Here is a 17,300-nt window from a genome sequence, read left to right on the forward strand (position 1 = left end):
TGGACCTCGCGCGCCGCTACGCCTAAACCGGCTGTCGGATCAATTTTAAAGACAGGCAGACATGGCGCGCGGCAACAGCATCACCGAGGATCGACCAACCAGCAAAAAGGTCGGCGCGCTGCGTGCGTTGTGGCCCTTTGTCCGCCCCTATCGGCAACAGGGGTTTCTGGCACTGATCGCACTGGTTCTGACCGCGGGCATCAGCCTGATCCTGCCCGTGGCCGTGCGCCGGGTCGTCGACGGGTTCGATGACGGCGCCGGGCTGCTGGACCAGTATTTTGCCGCCGCCCTTGCCATCGTGGCGCTTCTGGCGGTGGGGACCGCCGCCCGCTACTATTTCGTCACCCGGCTGGGCGAACGTGTCGTCGCCGATATCCGCAAGGCGGTGTTCAGCCGCGTCATCACCCTTAGCCCCGGCTTCTTCGAGCGGATCATGACCGGGGAGATCCTGTCGCGCATCACCACCGACACGACACTGATCCAGTCCGTGATCGGCTCGTCCCTTTCGATCGCGTTGCGCAATATGCTGATCCTCGCGGGGGGGCTTGCGATGCTGGCCCTGACCTCGGCCAAACTGACCGGGCTGGTGCTGCTGATCGTGCCGGTGATCATCCTGCCCATCGTTACCCTTGGCCGAAGGCTGCGCCAATTGTCACGCAGCAATCAGGACTGGATCGCCTCCAGTTCCGGTGCGGCATCGGAAAGTCTGCTGGCCGCGCAGACAGTGCAATCCTATACGAACGAGGCACGGGCCGCCGCACGTTTTGCCGATGTCACCGAACAATCCTATGACGTTGCCCTGATCCGGATCCGGACCCGCGCCTTGATGACCGCGATCGTGATCTTCCTGATCTTCGCCGGAGTTATCGGCGTGTTGTGGATCGGAGCGCGGGATGTTCGCGAAGGAGCGATGACCGCCGGGCAGTTGGTACAGTTCGTGATCTATGCAATTCTCGTCGCCAGTTCGACCGGCGCCCTGTCTGAAATCTGGGGCGAGTTGCAGCGGGCGGCAGGCGCAACCGAGCGTCTGGCGGAATTGCTCACAGCCAGCGATAACCTTGCCGACCCAGCCGATCCCGTCGCTCTGCCCCGCCCGGTTCAGGGCCGGATCACGCTGGAAGAGGTCGTGTTTCATTACCCGACCCGTCCCGATATATCGGCCCTTGAAGATGTCAGCCTGACCATTCAGCCCGGAGAGACGATTGCACTGGTCGGCCCTTCGGGCGCGGGGAAAACCACCGTTATCCAATTGCTTCAGCGGTTCTGGGATCCGATGACGGGCCGGGTAACGCTGGACGGTATCGACCTGCGCGAGATGCGGCGTGACGATTTCCGAAGGGCAATGGCGCTTGTTCCCCAGGATCCGGCGATCTTTGCCGCATCGGCACGCGAAAATATCGCGCTGGGCGATCCCGAGGCGAGTGATGCGCAGATAGAACGGGCTGCCCGCGCGGCACATGCCCATGAATTCATCGCGGCTCTGCCCCGGGGCTATGACACGCCGCTGGGCGAGCGCGGCGTGATGCTATCGGGCGGGCAGCGCCAGCGTATCGCCATCGCCCGCGCCATTCTGCGCGACGCTCCGGTGCTGCTGCTGGACGAGGCGACAAGCGCGCTGGATGCCGAGTCCGAAGCCCTTGTTCAGGCCGCCGTCACCCGCCTGTCGGAAGGACGCACGACCTTGGTCATCGCCCATCGCCTTGCGACCGTCAAAAAGGCCGACCGGATCGTGGTTTTTGACCAGGGACGCATTGTCGCACAGGGCTGCCACGAAGATCTGGTTCGCGAAGATGGTTTATATGCACGGCTTGCGCGGATGCAATTCACCGATGGTCCGCTTGCACCGGCGCCCGAAGCGCTTTGATGATAGCGGGCTGGTCATTGACCTAATCGACAAGGGTTTTGATCGGATGTGCTCATTCGATCATGCTTTCAGATCCTCCGCATCTGTTGAGCCTTGAGCCGTTCCTGGCCGGGTACTGAACTTGTCTGTTGCCAAATATCGGCGGTTTGGTCATATAAATCGATACGATATAACGTAACAAAATTATCGGCTGACAGAGGCTGATGGCAGTTGCGTTGCTCGATACTGAAAAGCAGGAAAGGCCCTACAGAATGCAAATGGATATCCTCAGGAATATCAATAATCTCATAGCGGGACTCGTGCTTGTTCTTGCGGCGACAACGGCGCATGCGGAACAAGGCGGCGATAAATCCGCGGGCCATGATCACGCGCATCAGCATGATCATTCTCATGGGGACGACGATGCCATCTATAATGGCTATTTCGACGACGATCAGATCGCCGATCGGGATCTTTCCGATTGGGAAGGCGACTGGCAGTCGGTTTATCCCCTGCTCCGGGACGGCAGTCTGGATGAGGTCATGGCTCACAAGGCAGAGCATGGCGATCAGACCGCCGAGGAATACCACGCCTACTACGAAACCGGCTACAAGACCGACATGGATCGCCTTGTCATTGACGGGGACAATGTCACCTTCCACAATGGCGACGATAATTTCGGCGGGAATTATGAAAGCGACGGCTACGAGGTCCTGACCTACGAAAAGGGCAATCGCGGCGTGCGTTTTATCTTCAGGAAGACCAAAGGGGATGAAGAAGCGCCTCAGTTCATCCAGTTCAGCGATCATCGCATCGCCCCCGCCCCTGCGGATCACTTCCATCTCTATTGGGGAGACGACCGTGCGGCGTTGCTTGAAGAGGTGGTCAACTGGCCAACCTATTACCCGTCGGGACTGAATGCCGAACAGATCGCGCATGAGATGATCGCGCATTGATCCGCAGCCATGGATACCGACAGGTCTCTTGAAGCGGTGGTGAACCAACAGGCCGGGGGCGCTGCCCCCGGACCCCCGAGGTATTTGGGCAAAGAAGAAGGGAGATGAAGGCGATCGGGCACGATACGCTTTAGGCGGCATCGCCCCCGAATTTTGCCAGCGAGGCGGCAAGTTCGGGCTGGGTTTTCGCCGCTGTCTCAAGTGTCGTGCCCTGTTCTGCCGCAACCCATGCCTGCCGGATCGCGCGTACGCCTGCCGCCGGACCCATGGGATGGCCGTGAATGCCACCCCCGCCAAGATACATCAGGTCCAGGGTGCGGCCGGTCCGCTGATAGGTTTCGACCGCCTGCCCGCCCCATTGCCCGGAACAAACGACCGGCAGAGGGCGGTCCGCCGGTGAAAAGATCGGTGTCATGCAATCATGGAACGACCGGACGAAACTGTCATCCGGCTCCCAGTATTTGGCGCGAATTCCGTTGATCTGGAACTGGTCCACACCAAGCAGCCGCCAGATTTTCTGATAGGCGCGGAATTCCATTCCAAGGCCGGGATGTCGGGTCAGGATATCCCAGCCATTGCGATGCGCATGCAGGCAGAGACGCGAACGTTTACGCAGAAAACTCATGCCGCCGATGCCGATCGAATTGATATTCACGACAGCCGCATTACCACCCGCATCCGCAACAAGATCATGATTCCGCATCATCCTGTCGGGATCCGCCGAGGAAATCCCGAAAGCATACATGACCCGCTTGCCCGTCCGCTGCTCGTGATCGCGGATCACGGGCATGATCGCGGCGACCCGCGCGGACAAGGGTGAATATGCCGGGCTCATCAGTTTCTCGTCGTCCTTGATGAAATCGACGCCCGCCTCGCATAGTTCCGCGACAAGATGTGCCGTCTCATCCGGCGCAAGACCAAGCGAAGGCTTTATGATCGAGGCGATGATCGGCCCTTGCGCGACACCGGTCAGGCGGCGCGAACCGTCGATGCCGAATTGTGGACCCGGATGGCTGGCGAAGGCTTCGGGAAGGTCGAAATCCATCACCCTGATTCCCGTCAATCCCCGGATCGCGAACACGCCGCCGACGGTGATCGTCATCAAAGCCGCGAAATCGGTTCCTATAGCGTCAAGCGGATAGGCGATCACCGCATCGCCCCGGTTGACTGGCCCGCCCGTGCCGGAATGCGGAAATGACGGGTGATCCGCTGGCGGCAAGGCAATGACCGATTCGACCCGTGCGGCGCAGCGGCGGCGGATATCGTCGGTTTCGCCGGGCAATTCCGTGAACGTGCCGGTCGATTGATCCGATGCGATCCTTGACGCCATCTGCGCCACATCACCTTCGCATTCGATGCGGTAAGTCACGCGGATCAGGTCTGCGGCCATGAATATCTCCCTTGCCTTATATCATGTAATACTCATTATACCTGTTGACAACAAAATTATGATATCACAGGCTACGCATATCAGCGGGGAGCGGCCAAGACCGGTCGGCTGAGTTCAGGGAGGTTAAAGGTCCATGACCATCACACGTCGAATTTTCGTTTCATCGCTTGCCATGGCTACGGCCCTGTCGGTGAGCTTTGCGGCTCATGCGCAGGACAAGGGCCTGATCGCGATCATCACGCCCAGCCACGACAATCCGTTCTTCAAGGCCGAGGCCGTGGGCGCGGAAAAGCGGGCGCAGGAATTGGGCTATGAAACACTTGTACTTGTTCATGACGACGATCCGAACAAGCAATCCGAGATGTATGATACGGCAATCGCCCGCGGGGCAAACGCGATCATACTGGACAATGCCGGTGCCGACGCCACGGTCGCGCCGGTCCAGCGGGCCAAGGATGCGGGCATCCCGTCATTCCTGATCGACCGCGAGATCAAGGAAAGCGGCATCGCCGTCAGCCAGATCGTCTCGAACAATTATCAGGGCGCCCAGCTCGGGGCCGAAAAATTCGTTGAGCTGATGGGCGAAGAGGGTAATTACGTGGAACTTCTGGGCCGCGAGTCGGATACCAATGCCGGGATCCGGTCCTCGGGTTATCACGATGTCATCGACCAATATCCCGACCTGAACATGGTTGCCCAGCAATCCGCCAACTGGTCGCAGACCGAGGCTTACGGCAAGATGGAATCGATCCTTCAGGCCAATCCCGATATCAAGGGCGTCATCTCGGGCAATGACACGATGGCGATGGGCGCATGGGCCGCGCTTGAAGCAGCAGGGCGCACCGATGTCATTGTCGTGGGGTTCGACGGCTCGAACGATGTGCGCGACTCGATCAAGGCGGGCGGGATCAAGGCGACGGTGCTGCAGCCGGCCTATCGGCAGGCGCAGCTTGCGGTCGAGCAGGCCGATCAATACCTGACCAGCGGTTCGACCGGGCAGGATGAAAAGCAGCTCATGGATTGCGTGCTGATCGACGAAACCAATGCCGACAAGCTGGAAACATTCGCTTTAAGCGAATGATCCCGTCACGGCGCGCCTGCAGGACAAGGCGCGCCGCCCAACATGCCGATCCCGAATAGGATGTAACGCCCGATGCGCGACGTCTTTCACCTTTCCGCATTCTGTCTGGTAGCAGCGATAGCTGTGACAGGCTGCAAGATCGTTCCCGATCCCGATCCGACAGAGATCGGCTCTGCCAGCGTCGGCCAAACGGACGAAGCACGGATGGAGGCATTCGCGCAGGAGAACTGGGAAGCCAGAGTGCTACCAGTCATTCAGGAAAACCTTGTTCCTCTGGACGAGTTGCGGGCGGCTCTGGCCGAAAATACCGATGCGGCGGGCGAAAAATTCGGGCTGCGTCCAAAGGGCGAGGCGAATCCGTGGAACTTCGCCGTCTCGGGGCAGGGAAAGATCATCGAGGCCAAACTGGACAGCCGGGCCGCCAAGCTGGGCGTCGATACGACAGGAGACGGCGCGGCGGACGTCACCGTGCAGCTTGGCCCGGTCATTCGCGGTACGGCCCTGCGCGATGCGATGCCCTTTATCGATTTCACCGATTTCCGCGATCAGATCGAATTCGCCAAGCTGGCAACTGCCTTGAACGGCATGGCGCATGCCAGCACTCCCAAACCGGAAGGCGATGTCATCGGCCAGGATCTGCGTTTCGAAGGCGTCTTTACCCTGCGCGACCCGGCCATGATCGAACTCGTGCCCGTCATGCTGGAGATCGGAGGCTGAGATGAGGCAGCCCGAGAAGATCCACCCCATCGGCCTGTCGATCCGAGGCGGCAGCAAGGTCTATCCCGGCACCGTTGCACTGAAGGATGTGGATTTCGACCTGCATATGGGCGCGGTCAATGTGCTTGTGGGAGAGAACGGCGCCGGCAAATCCACGATGATGAAAGTCATCGCGGGCGTCGAGCAACTGACCAGCGGCAAGCTGATCCTCGACGGACAAGAGGTTCAGTTCCGCTCGACCGAGGATGCCGCGCGGCATGGGATCGGGATCGTGTTTCAGGAACTGAACCTGTTTCCCAACATGACCGTCGCAGAGAACATCTTCATCTCCCGCGAAAAGACCCGGCTGGGAATCGATATCGACATGGCCGCGCAACGCGACATGACCCGTGCCCTGATGAAACGGCTGGAGCATGATATCGATCCCGATATCCTTGTCGGAGATCTCAAGGTCGGGCAGCAGCAGATCGTCGAGATCGCCAAAAGCCTTGCGCAGGATGCCCGCATCCTGATCCTTGACGAGCCGACCTCGGCCCTGTCAGCGGCAGAGGTGGAGATCCTGTTCCGGGTGATCGATGACCTGCGCGGCTCCGGCGTCGGCATCGTCTATATCTCGCACCGGTTGGAAGAGCTGATCCGGGTGGGCGATTACATCACGGTGCTGCGCGACGGCGTCATCACCGGCGCGCAATCGATGGAAGGCGTCGATATCCCCTGGATCGTCCGGCATATGATCGGCCAGGCGTCGAAGGATTTCGCCAAAGAGATTCATCATGAATACGGCCCCGAGATTTTCCGCGCCGAGCAAATCACCGCACCAAACCGCCATGGCGGTTTCGATGTACAGGATGTGTCATTCTCGCTGCGGGCGGGCGAAATACTGGGCATCTATGGCCTGATGGGCGCGGGTCGCTCGGAATTGCTGGAATGCATCATCGGCGACAGGCGTGATTACCGGGGCGATCTTTTTGTGAATGGCCAACGCCTGACATCGCGGACGGTCGCCGGGCGCATCGCCAAAGGCATCGCCCTGATCCCCGAGGATCGAAAATCCGACGGGCTGATTCAGATCCTGTCGATCCGCGAGAATATGACCCTGTCCAGTCTGAAAACCCTGACACGGGGCGTTCATCTGTCGCTGAAGCGCGAAGCCGAGACGGTGCGAGACTTCATCCATCGCATGACGGTCAAGGTCGCCTCACCGGAATACGAGGTTTCTTCGCTTTCCGGAGGAAATCAGCAGAAGGTGGTGATTTCCAAGGCCCTGATGACCCAACCGAAGATCCTGCTGATGGACGAACCCTCGCGCGGGATCGATATCGGCGCCAAGGCCGAGGTCTTCCGCGTCATGCGCAAACTGGCCGCGGAAGGATTGGGCATCATCTTCGTCACCTCGGATCTTGAAGAGGTCATGTCGTTGTCCGATCGGATCATCGTCATGTCGAACGGGCGTATCAGCGGGGAATTCACCCATGGCACCGCAACCGAAACCGCATTGGTCGAAGCGTCGGCCAAAGGCCACGTGCCCGACGCTCCTGCGGATCCTGAACCCAAGGACGCTACAGGATGAGTGATTCAACCATACCAACTTCCGCAGGACAGGCAGCTTCAGGCAGCGCGCTGTTGCTATTGCTGAAGGCGCGAACCTTTATCGCCCTGATCCTTGTGCTGCTGTTCTTTTCCGTCTTCGCGCCGAATTTCCTGTCGGCGGCAAATCTGGTCATCATGTCGAAACATGTCGCCCTGAACGCCTTTCTGGCCATAGGCATGACATTCGTCATCGTATCAGGGGGCATTGACCTGTCGGTCGGATCGATCGTGGGGCTATGCGGGATGGTTGCAGGCTGGCTGGTGCTTCACGGCATCAATCCGGGTTTCGGCTGGTCGATTCAGTTCAACACATTCGAGATCTGCCTGATCGTCGTCACGGTCGGAGTCGCGATCGGGGCATTGAACGGCTTTCTGATCACCAAGCTGAATGTCGCGCCCTTCATCGCCACGCTGGGGACATTATATATCGCGCGCGGCGCGGCCATGCTGTCCTCGGACGGGCGCACCTTCCCCAATCTCGGCGGCAATCCGGAATACGGCTCGGACACGTTCCGCTGGATCGGTACCGGCAACATCCTTGGAATCCCGGTCTCGATCTGGATGCTGGTGATTGTAGGGGTCGCGGCGGCCTATATCGCGCGGCGTACGCCTTTGGGCCGGTATATCTATGCCGTGGGCGGGAATGAAAAGGCCGCCGGACTGTCGGGCGTACGCGTGACCCGGATCAAGTTTTTCGTCTATATGTTCTCGGGCTTCTGCGCCGCGCTTGTCGGGATCATCATCGCCTCGCAGCTTGTGGCGGCACATCCGGCCACGGGCGATACGTTCGAACTGAACGCGATCGCGGCGGCAGTGCTAGGCGGCACCTCGATGTCGGGCGGCAGGGGCCGGATCGGTGGCACGATCATCGGGGCCTTCGTGATCGGAGTCCTGTCCGACGGGCTGGTGATGATGGGGGTTTCTGCCTTCTGGCAGACGGTCATCAAGGGGATCGTCATCATCGCCGCCGTCGTCATCGATCAGGCGCAGCAGCGCGTCGAGGCACGGGCCGCATTGCAGGCTCAGGCGGTGCTTGGGAAATAGGACGGAGAGGCCGGATGATCAAAATTGCCGTAATCGGTTGCGGATTCTTCGCAGGCAACCAGTTGCACGCATGGGCCGGGATCGAGGGAGCCGAGGTCGTGACGCTTTGCGACCGCGATGAAAGCCGGCTGAACGTTGCCGGCGACCGTTTCGGCATTGCTCGCCGTTATACCGATGCCGCCGAAATGTTCGCCGAGGGTGGATTCGACGTAGCCGATATCGCGACGACCGTTCCCTCCCACCGTGCATTGGTCGAGATGGCGGCGGCGGCAGGCAAGCACGTCATCTGTCAGAAACCCGTCGCGCCAACGCTGATTGACGCCCGCCACATGGTCGAGGCCGTGGAACGCGCTGGCAGGATCATGATGGTGCATGAAAATTTCCGCTGGCAATCCCCGATCCGCAAGGTGATCGACGCATTGCGCGGGGGTGAAATCGGCTCGCCCTTCTTCGGGCGGATTTCCTTTCGTTCGGGTTATGACGTGTTCTCGGGACAACCCTATCTGGCAGAGGGCGAAAGGTTCATCATTGAGGATCTGGGCATCCATATCCTCGATATCGCGCGTGCGTTGTTCGGGGATGCCGAACGGATCACCGCCGAAACCCGCCGCATCAATCCGGATATAAACGGCGAGGATGTCGCCACCATGCTTCTGCGGCACAAAAGCGGCGTGACCTCGGTTGTGGACTGCTCCTATGCGACGAAACGGGAGCCCGAAACCTTCCCCGAAACGCTGATCGAGATCGATGGAACCGAGGGCAGCTTAAGACTGGATACAGGCTATCGGCTGACGATCCAGAACGGCGACCGTAGCGAGACCCGCGATGTCAGCCCTCCGCTGCTCCCCTGGACCGAGAAGCCCTGGCACAATATTCAGGAAAGCGTCGCTATCATTCAGCGGGATTTCATTGCCTGCCTGCGGGATGGGAAACAGCCCGAAACCTCGGGGCGCGACAATCTTGGAACTTTCGCCCTTGTCGAAGCGGCCTATCGCTCTGCCGCCGAAGGGCGCAGTATCCGGCCCGAAGCGCCATGATCGGATCGGCGCAACTCTACGGCACCGAACAGCCGCCCGACGATTACGAAACCATTACATATGGCGGCGTCAGTCTGGGCTTCCAGTCGGGGGCTTTCAGACACATCCGCGTCAATGGCGTCGAGGCGATACGTAGCGTCGCTTTTCTGGTCCGCGACCGGGACTGGGGGACGATCCAACCGGAACTGGGTGAAATCATCCAGACGCGCGGAGACGATCTGCGCCTGACCCAACCGATGCGCTTTCGTAATGGGACATCGCAACTGGTCATCACCGTAACCGCCCGCATTACGAGCACGGGTCTGACCGTGACCGCCGAAGGCGAAGCCAAGGGTGATTTCGAGACCAATCGCGCGGGCTTTACGCTTCTGCATCCCATCGATGGCGTCGCAGGCGCTCCGGCAATCGTGACCCATTCGGATGGCAGGCAGGAGGCGGGCAATTTTCCGCTGCTGATCGAGCCCTGGCAGCCCTTCATGGATATCGCCGCGTTAGAGCATCGGGCGAACGGGCTGGCGGTCAGATGCGCATTTTCCGGCGATATCTTCGAGATGGAGGATCAGCGGCAATGGGGCGATGCCTCTTTCAAGACCTATAACCGCCCGCTGGCCCTGCCCTGGCCCTATCTGCTGAAAGACGGTGAAAAGCTGCGGCAAACGGTGGACATCCGTTGGCACAAGACTGGTTTCGCGAAACCTGCCGAGTGGCCCGCTTTGCCCGCCGGACCGCACTTTCCCCGGATGGCGCTGGCGCTTTCTGCCGGTGACGCCCTGCTGAAGGGTCAGGTAATCGCGGCTGTCGAGTCCGTCGGTCCGCAGGCATTGTTATGTCATGTCGATGCGGCAGCGGGTCAGGTCGCCCCGCAATTTGCGGCTTTCGCGGCGCTGCAGTCGGAATTGCCCGACCTGTCCTTTGATCTTGAACTGATCTGCCGGTTCGGCGGTGCGGAAACACCGGAAACCGAACTGACGGATCATGGCCGCGCCATGTCACAATCCGGTTTCACGCCGGCGTCAGTCTTTGTCTGTCCCTCGGTCGACCGGCAATCGACGCCGCCGGGATCTGAATGGCCGGAATGCCCGCCACTGGCAGAAATCCACGCGGCCGCCGCTCGTGCCTTTCCCGAACTCGCGCGTGGCGGAGGCATGGCAAGCTTCTTTCCCGAGTTGAACCGTAAAAGGCCTCCGGTCGAGTTACTTGATTTCATCATGCATGGCCTTTGCCCCATCGTTCACGCGGCGGATGATCTGTCGGTCATGGAAACGCTGGAAGCCGTTCCTCATATCGCGGCCTCTGCCCGGGCAATCGCGGCAGGCCAGGAATACCGTATCGGTCCGGCGACGATCGCCATGCGTCAGAACCCCTATGGCTCACGCACGATCCCGAATCCCGGTCATGCCCGGATCTGCATGACGGATGACGATCCACGCCATCGCGGCGCATTCGGGGCAGCCTATGCATTGGGGCTGGCCACCGCGCTTGCACCTCATGACATCGCGGTCTGGACCCCGGCGGCGGTACTGGGAGCACGCGGCATATCCGGGTCATGGCCTATCGTGAGGGTGCTGAGACAGCTTGCCGCTTTGACGGGAAAACCCGTCAGATCCGCCCGGATCAGGAATGGCGTGGCCACACTGGAAGTCGGGGACCACCAGCTTCGCGCCAATCTGACGGCGCATGAAAATGACGGGCTTGACGCCTTCGGCTGGGAAGCTGCGGGAATTGTGAAGCAGCGCGAAGGCGGCTAACCTGTCGCAAGCGGAATGGCAGGAGGAAAGCGATGACAAGGACAGCGCCCAACGACGACAAGATTGTCCGGCGAAAGCTGTCCGATCAGGTGCTTGAGCGCCTGCATGACATGATCCGCAGCCACGAGTTGAAACCGGGCGATTTCATGCCGTCCGAGCGCGCCCTGATGGACCGTTTCGGGGTGGGACGGCCTGCGGTGCGCGAAGCCTTGCAGTCATTGCATAACAGCGGGCTGATCACCATCAATCACGGCGAAAGATCCCGCGTGAACGAGATCAATCCCGCTACGGTCCTGCATCAGTCGGATGAGCTTGCCCGGCTGGTGCTGAGCTCGGCACCCGGCAATCTGGATCATCTCAAACATGCGCGGCAGATGTTCGAACTGGGCATGGTGCGCGTCGCGGTCGAAAAGGCGACGGCGGCCGACATCGCCAGTCTCCGGGAACTGGTCGAGCGGCAGCGGGGCGAGCTGGGCAATCCCACGGCCTTCATCTCGATCGACATGGCCTTTCACCGCAAGCTTGCCTCGCTTTGCGACAACCCGATCATCCTTTCCGTTTCGGATGCGATGCTGGGCTGGTTGTTCGAATATCACGTCAGCCTGCTGCATCGCTCGGACAGCGAAGAGATCACCCTGCTGGAACATGCCAAGATCGTCGATCACATCGAGGCCCGCGATCTCGACGCCGCTATTAACGAGATGCGCCGCCATCTGGAACGCGCCCGGGTGGCATTCGAGCCGCATGAATGACGGCTTGCTCTCAAGTTCTGACAGCTCTCATGGCGGCAAGGTCAGGTCAGCAGACTTCCGGCAGAGAATTATCTTTCCCCTCCCCCATCGCGGATCCAGCCGAAATAATCCTCTGATCCCATTTGGCCGCCTTTCAATGCGATCTCGAGCCCGTCATGCGGACCATCGCCATAGGCCGTGCAAAGCGCCGCGCCCGGTATGGTCGGCGCCTTGGCCACCAATGCCGACAGCCGCAGTTGCCGCATCCCATGCCCCGAGGTATCGCCGCCAGAAATGACCGCGCGACGAATGCCCGTCCTTTGCAGAACCGCATCGAGGATGCGCCCCAATGCCTCGCCAATCCGGCGGTTGGCGGTCTCGGGATCAATCCCTCCCCGGATCAATGCCGCGCGAAATCGCTCTATTTCAGGCCCATCATGCCCCGACGCCGAATGAACCAATGGGCTGGCGCCGTGTTCGGCTGCCTCAACGGCGGCTTCGATCAGCCGCGCCTCTTCGGCCGCAAGCAGATGAGGATCCGCACATGCGGCAGAGGCGTCGAAAGCCAGAAGTGTAAAACCATGCCGGCCGGCCCAGTTCAGTTGACGCGCCGTGACGGGCGAGACAGAACCGGAAACGGCAACGATCCGATCCGCGCGACCCGCACCCTGTGCCTTGGGCGGCGGCGGCAGCATTCCGCATTCCTGCCAGTGCCGCACAAGCGCGTATTCGACGCCCTGGCTGCCCGCGACGAAGCTTAGCATATCGCGGTTTTCCCAGATCAGCTTGCCCGCTGCCAATTCGGACACGACGTCCATATTGTCCAGCGACAGGATCCGGGCGCCTTCTTTGACAAGGCGTATCAGACAGGTTTGCGGATCGCCATTCAGTGCTTCAAGATCGATCAGCCCGCCCCGCAGATCGGTCTGGGCCGAAAGATGCTGCAACAGATCCGCTTCCGCCATTGGCGTAACCGGATGATGTGCCATGACCGGGTGACGGTCCAGCCGGTGAACAGCGTCCAGCGTGGCTGCGAACAGGTTCCCGAAAGCCTGATAGCGGCGTATCGCGGGCGCGGCGGTCAGTAATGGCACCGCAGCCGCCTGCCGGATGCCAAGTCCGATTTCGATCGCCTTCCCGATCGAGCCGGTCTCCGGCGCTGAATCGAGGGTCGAGCAGATCTTGTAATGCAGGATCGGCGCTCCCAGCCCATGCAGGAAACGCAGCGGCGCGGGAAGATTTGCCTCCATCCAGCCGGGGCCGTGACTGCGGGCCGTCGAGGCGATACCGATCCCACGGCAATCCGCAAATCGCGCCAGCGTCCCCGATGACGGAATATCCGTGAACAGGACCGAAGGCAGCCCCGCGAAGGCCAGAACCTCCATCACCGCCGCCGAACCGGTGAAATCGTCACCAAACCACGTCACCCAAGGCGCTTGCGAGCCGGTCATCCTGTCTCCTTCCCTCGAAGCCCTTGACATATTCATATCATTATCATCTTATCATACCAGTTAAGCAAGCGGCTATTTCCCGAAAGGATCGAGATCAGATGACAAATATCGCGTTGTTCGGAGCGGGTGGCAAAATGGGCCTGCGCCTTTCCGCCAATCTGGCGAAAACCGGTTTTCAGGTTCGCCATGTCGAGCCAAGCGAAAATGGCCGCTCCCGGCTGAAGGACGCACTGGGATTTGACTGCATCGATCAGGATCAGGCGCTTGATGGGGCCGATGTGGTGATCCTTGCGGTGCCGGACACGGTAATTGGCAAGGTCGCTTCCACGGTCGTCCCGGCAGTCGCGCCCGGCACCATGATCGTCATTCTCGATGCTGCGGCCCCTTTCGCGGGGCATTTGCCGGAACGTGACGATATCACCTATTTCGTCACCCATCCCTGCCACCCGCCGATCTTCAACGACGAAACCACCGCAGAGGGCCGCCGCGACCATTTCGGCGGAATCGCGGCAAAACAAGGCGTCGTAAACGCATTGATGCAGGGTCCGCGTGAGCATTACGAACTGGGCGAGCGGATCGCCCGCGCCATCTATGCCCCCGTTGCCCGGACATATGAAGTCACCGTCAAACAGATGGCGATGCTGGAGCCGGGCCTGTCCGAGACCGTTTGCGCCTCGCTTCTCAGCGTGATGCGGGAAGCAATGGATGAATGTGTCCGCCGCAGCGGCGTCAGCAAGGAATGCGCGCGGGATTTCCTGCTTGGACATATGAACATCCTGGGCGCCGTGATCTTCGAAGAGCGCGAGGGCGCCTTTTCCGACGCCTGCAACAAGGCCATCGAATTCGGTAAGCCGGTACTGATGCGCGACGACTGGAAACGGGTCTTCGAATGGGACGAAATCGCCGACAGCATCCGGCGGATCACCTGACAGGGCTTGGTTGCGCAGCCCACTATGTAGGAAAATACCGGACTGTCACGTTTAAAGACTGGTCCATTCGAAACCACGCCCACGACGAAGCTGGATAAATTCTAAAAAAAGGCCGGGCAGATTGCCCGGCCTCTCTGTCGATATCTCGTGTCAAACCCAAGACGCTTCAGTTTCCGCCAAGCCCCGGCGGCGGGCCGTCCAGACTCAATCCGCCACCCGGATCACCGGCGGGCTGCTCCTCGGCAGCGTCCGGTTCCGGCCCGTCAACTGCCGATGCGCCGAAATCCGGAGGGCCGTCCAGCGCGCCCGAACCGCCGGAATCACCCGGGGCCGCCTCTGCTGGCGCGTCACCGCCGGGCTGACCGTAGGGAGAACCACCCAGCCCTCCAAGCTCACCAAAGCCGCTTCCACTACCAAGACTCATTCCGCCGGAGGGAACCTCATAGGTGATACTCGCAGGATCGATCGGCGCGCCTTTGTAATGCATCACCAGTTGCGGGAAGCTGATCACAATTGCGATCATCAGGATCTGGATGCCAACGAAGGGCACCGCGCCCCAATAGATCTGGCTGGTCTTGACCGGCGCAATCGAGCGCCCGGTGATCCTGTCGATATAGGATTCCCGCGGCGCAACAGAACGCAGGTAGAAAAGCGCAAACCCGAACGGAGGATGCATGAAACTGGTCTGCATGTTCACACCCAGGATCACCCCGAACCAGATCAGATCGATGCCAAGACTTTCCGCCGCCGGCGCAAGCAACGGCACGATGATGAAAGCCAGTTCGAAGAAATCGAGGAAGAAGGCAAGGAAGAACACCAATAGCGAGACGGCGATCAGGAAGCCGTATTCACCCCCCGGCAACGAGGTCAGCAGATGCTCGACCCACAAATGGCCATTCACACCGTAGAAGGTAAGCGAAAACACCCTTGCTCCGATCAGGATGAACATCACAAAGGCCGAGAGCCGGGTTGTCGCGGAAAGCGCCTGACTGATTACCTGAAGGTTCAGCCGTCCCTTGCCTGCCGCAAGCACCAGCGCCCCGACCGCGCCCATGGCGCCGCCCTCGGTCGGGGTGGCGATACCCAAGAAGATCGTGCCAAGCACAAGAAAGATCAGTGCCAGCGGCGGGATCAGCACGATGACCACCTGCTGAGCCAGACGCGACATCACGCCGATTTTCAGCATCCTGTCCAGCACCGCGACAAGATAGATGGCGATCACTGCCACCGCGGCCGCCAGAATATCGGCGTTGTTCCCATGAGTCGGGTAAAGCCATTTCAGCACCAGGTAGAAAATCGCCACGCCCGCCGCCAGCGCAACGAAAAGAGAAGTTACCCCCGAACCCAATGTTCTTGCCTCTATCGGCAATGCGGGCAGAGATTTCGGCCGGATGATCGACATCACGAAGATATAGAGCAGATAGATCCCGGTCAGCACCAGCCCGGGAATCAGCGCCCCCTTATACATATCCCCAACCGAGCGGCCCAGCTGATCGGCCAGCACGATCAGCACGAGGCTGGGCGGAATGATCTGCGCCAAAGTACCCGAAGCCGCGATAGTGCCGGTCGCGAGCCGGCGATCATAGCCGTAGCGCAGCATGATCGGCAGGGAAATCAGCCCCATAGCGATGACCGATGCCGCTACGACGCCGGTCGTCGCGGCGAGAAGCGCACCGACGATGACCACCGCATATGCCAGCCCGCCCCGGATTGGCCCGAAAAGCTGGCCGATCGTATCAAGCAAATCTTCGGCCATGCCGGATTTCTCAAGCACGATCCCCATAAAGGTGAAGAATGGCACCGCCAATAACGTCTCATTCGAGACCACCCCGTTGAAGAACCGGTCTGGCAAGGCGCGGAGAAGCGGCCAGTCCAGATAGATATTGCCTCCGGACAGTGGTGCGAGTTCTACCCCGATGATGAAGAACAACAGGCCGTTCGCGGCCAGCGAAAACGCCACCGGATATCCCAGCAGCAGGAAGATGATCAGCGAAACGAACATGATCGGCGCCATGTTCTGGGCGATGAGTTCCATCATTTGCGTGTCTCCTCGCCCGATTTGCTGGTCACGTCGTCCTTCTTGTCGGCTTCGGGACCCAGCCCCGCCTGCGCCAGCAGTTCCGGATCCACATCCAGCGGCACCTGATGCCCGGTGGGCATGTGATCATCCTTGATCAATCCACGCATCACCGCGATTTTCTTGATGATTTCGGATATCCCCTGGAAGAACAGCAGCACGAATCCCGCGACAAGCATCGCTTTTGCCGGCCAGCGAACCAGACCGCCCGCATTCATCGACATCTCGTGCCGATCATAACTGATAATCAGCCACGGCCATGCCAGCCAAAGCGTGAGAATCACCAGCGGCATCAGGAAGAACACATGCCCGATCAGATCGATCCAGTGCTGGGTGCGCCGCGAGCGGCCTCCATACAGGATATCGATGCGGATATGCTCGTTCTCCATCAGGGTATAGGCCGCTGCCAGCAGAAACGCGGCACCGTAAAGATACCATTGCAGCTCCAGCCAGGCGTTTGATGATTCATTGAAAACCTTGCGGATCACCGCATTTACCGCGCTAACGAATATGGCGATCAGGATCAGCCATGACGCAGCGCGCCCAATCAGGCTGTTCACGCGGTCGATGCCGCGCGACAAAATAAGTAGCCCGCCCATCGGTTCCCCCCTTTTATGTCTTGCCCGCCAGTTGCGGGTCCACCGGTTTTCCGGCTCTTATGAATGGTGCAGGGGGTATGCGTTAAGCATATGCAGGCGTCAAGAAA

At 60.2% G+C, this 17,300-nt stretch carries 14 protein-coding genes; 10 read left to right on the forward strand and 4 right to left on the reverse strand.

Annotated elements, in window-relative coordinates:
- Nucleotides 1–61 precede the first annotated feature (61 nt).
- Nucleotides 62–1,864 carry an ABC transporter transmembrane domain-containing protein gene (locus D3P04_RS07700; RefSeq protein ID WP_119747515.1) on the forward strand — a complete coding sequence of 601 codons (1,803 nt, stop codon included), beginning with the start codon at nucleotides 62–64 and terminating at the stop codon, nucleotides 1,862–1,864.
- A gap of 251 nt (nucleotides 1,865–2,115) precedes the next feature.
- Nucleotides 2,116–2,799 carry a ZinT family metal-binding protein gene (locus D3P04_RS07705; RefSeq protein WP_119747516.1) on the forward strand — a complete coding sequence of 228 codons (684 nt, stop codon included), beginning with the start codon at nucleotides 2,116–2,118 and terminating at the stop codon, nucleotides 2,797–2,799.
- 130 nt (nucleotides 2,800–2,929) lie between these two features.
- Here D3P04_RS07705 and oiaX read toward each other — a convergent pair whose 3' ends face one another.
- A complete protein-coding gene (gene oiaX / locus D3P04_RS07710) occupies nucleotides 2,930–4,189 on the reverse strand; it encodes a 3-oxo-isoapionate-4-phosphate decarboxylase OiaX (RefSeq protein ID WP_119747517.1) in 1,260 nt (419 codons plus the stop codon).
- A gap of 133 nt (nucleotides 4,190–4,322) precedes the next feature.
- Here oiaX and D3P04_RS07715 point away from each other — a divergent pair, with 133 nt between their 5' ends.
- The 7 genes from D3P04_RS07715 to nanR all read left to right on the forward strand — a co-directional run bounded on the left by D3P04_RS07715 (nucleotide 4,323) and on the right by nanR (nucleotide 12,158).
- The gene (locus D3P04_RS07715; RefSeq protein WP_119747518.1) at nucleotides 4,323–5,270 is read left to right on the forward strand and encodes a D-ribose ABC transporter substrate-binding protein; all 948 of its coding nucleotides are present in this window, start codon (nucleotides 4,323–4,325) and stop codon (nucleotides 5,268–5,270) included.
- Nucleotides 5,271–5,342: 72 nt separating this feature from the next.
- Entirely contained in the window at nucleotides 5,343–5,987 is a 645-nt protein-coding gene (locus D3P04_RS07720; protein ID WP_119747519.1) for a DUF2291 family protein, read from the forward strand.
- A 1-nt stretch (nucleotide 5,988) separates the two neighbouring features.
- The gene (locus tag D3P04_RS07725; protein WP_119747520.1) at nucleotides 5,989–7,557 is read left to right on the forward strand and encodes a sugar ABC transporter ATP-binding protein; all 1,569 of its coding nucleotides are present in this window, start codon (nucleotides 5,989–5,991) and stop codon (nucleotides 7,555–7,557) included.
- Nucleotides 7,554–8,621, forward strand: coding sequence for an ABC transporter permease (locus D3P04_RS07730; protein ID WP_119747521.1), 1,068 nt, complete (start codon nucleotides 7,554–7,556; stop codon nucleotides 8,619–8,621). Before D3P04_RS07725 ends, D3P04_RS07730 begins: the two co-directional genes overlap by 4 nt.
- Nucleotides 8,622–8,635: 14 nt before the next feature.
- Nucleotides 8,636–9,658, forward strand: a complete 1,023-nt coding sequence (locus D3P04_RS07735; RefSeq protein ID WP_119747522.1) for a Gfo/Idh/MocA family protein — start codon at nucleotides 8,636–8,638, stop codon at nucleotides 9,656–9,658.
- Nucleotides 9,655–11,406, forward strand: a complete 1,752-nt coding sequence (locus tag D3P04_RS07740; RefSeq protein WP_119747524.1) for a hypothetical protein — start codon at nucleotides 9,655–9,657, stop codon at nucleotides 11,404–11,406. Before D3P04_RS07735 ends, D3P04_RS07740 begins: the two co-directional genes overlap by 4 nt.
- A 32-nt stretch (nucleotides 11,407–11,438) precedes the next feature.
- Nucleotides 11,439–12,158, forward strand: coding sequence for a transcriptional regulator NanR (gene nanR / locus D3P04_RS07745; protein ID WP_119747526.1), 720 nt, complete (start codon nucleotides 11,439–11,441; stop codon nucleotides 12,156–12,158).
- A 68-nt stretch (nucleotides 12,159–12,226) separates the two neighbouring features.
- Here nanR and D3P04_RS07750 read toward each other — a convergent pair whose 3' ends face one another.
- On the reverse strand, nucleotides 12,227–13,588 hold the full coding sequence (locus D3P04_RS07750; protein ID WP_119747528.1) for a four-carbon acid sugar kinase family protein: 1,362 nt from the start codon (nucleotides 13,586–13,588) through the stop codon (nucleotides 12,227–12,229).
- Between the two features lie 98 nt (nucleotides 13,589–13,686).
- On the opposite strand from D3P04_RS07750, the gene D3P04_RS07755 reads away from it, so the two are divergent.
- On the forward strand, nucleotides 13,687–14,517 hold the full coding sequence (locus tag D3P04_RS07755) for a phosphogluconate dehydrogenase C-terminal domain-containing protein (RefSeq protein WP_119747530.1): 831 nt from the start codon (nucleotides 13,687–13,689) through the stop codon (nucleotides 14,515–14,517).
- A 166-nt stretch (nucleotides 14,518–14,683) separates the two neighbouring features.
- Here the strand turns inward: D3P04_RS07755 and D3P04_RS07760 are convergent, their stop codons facing one another.
- Nucleotides 14,684–16,555, reverse strand: coding sequence for a TRAP transporter large permease (locus D3P04_RS07760; RefSeq protein WP_119747532.1), 1,872 nt, complete (start codon nucleotides 16,553–16,555; stop codon nucleotides 14,684–14,686).
- Entirely contained in the window at nucleotides 16,552–17,193 is a 642-nt protein-coding gene (locus tag D3P04_RS07765; RefSeq protein ID WP_119747534.1) for a TRAP transporter small permease subunit, read from the reverse strand. Before D3P04_RS07765 ends, D3P04_RS07760 begins: the two co-directional genes overlap by 4 nt.
- Nucleotides 17,194–17,300: the final 107 nt, after the last annotated feature.

This window comes from Paracoccus onubensis, assembly GCF_003591515.1.
Taxonomy (GTDB): domain Bacteria; phylum Pseudomonadota; class Alphaproteobacteria; order Rhodobacterales; family Rhodobacteraceae; genus Paracoccus; species Paracoccus onubensis.

Coding starts and splice junctions, on each gene's coding strand:
- D3P04_RS07765 (WP_119747534.1), bottom strand. CDS start 17,193: ATGGGCGGGCTACTTATTTTGTCGCGCGGCATCGACCGCGTGAACAGC.
- D3P04_RS07750 (WP_119747528.1), bottom strand. CDS start 13,588: ATGACCGGCTCGCAAGCGCCTTGGGTGACGTGGTTTGGTGACGATTTC.
- D3P04_RS07755 (WP_119747530.1), top strand. CDS start 13,687: ATGACAAATATCGCGTTGTTCGGAGCGGGTGGCAAAATGGGCCTGCGC.
- D3P04_RS07705 (WP_119747516.1), top strand. CDS start 2,116: ATGCAAATGGATATCCTCAGGAATATCAATAATCTCATAGCGGGACTC.
- D3P04_RS07735 (WP_119747522.1), top strand. CDS start 8,636: ATGATCAAAATTGCCGTAATCGGTTGCGGATTCTTCGCAGGCAACCAG.
- D3P04_RS07720 (WP_119747519.1), top strand. CDS start 5,343: ATGCGCGACGTCTTTCACCTTTCCGCATTCTGTCTGGTAGCAGCGATA.
- D3P04_RS07760 (WP_119747532.1), bottom strand. CDS start 16,555: ATGATGGAACTCATCGCCCAGAACATGGCGCCGATCATGTTCGTTTCG.
- D3P04_RS07700 (WP_119747515.1), top strand. CDS start 62: ATGGCGCGCGGCAACAGCATCACCGAGGATCGACCAACCAGCAAAAAG.
- D3P04_RS07725 (WP_119747520.1), top strand. CDS start 5,989: ATGAGGCAGCCCGAGAAGATCCACCCCATCGGCCTGTCGATCCGAGGC.
- D3P04_RS07715 (WP_119747518.1), top strand. CDS start 4,323: ATGACCATCACACGTCGAATTTTCGTTTCATCGCTTGCCATGGCTACG.
- D3P04_RS07730 (WP_119747521.1), top strand. CDS start 7,554: ATGAGTGATTCAACCATACCAACTTCCGCAGGACAGGCAGCTTCAGGC.
- D3P04_RS07740 (WP_119747524.1), top strand. CDS start 9,655: ATGATCGGATCGGCGCAACTCTACGGCACCGAACAGCCGCCCGACGAT.
- nanR (WP_119747526.1), top strand. CDS start 11,439: ATGACAAGGACAGCGCCCAACGACGACAAGATTGTCCGGCGAAAGCTG.
- oiaX (WP_119747517.1), bottom strand. CDS start 4,189: ATGGCCGCAGACCTGATCCGCGTGACTTACCGCATCGAATGCGAAGGT.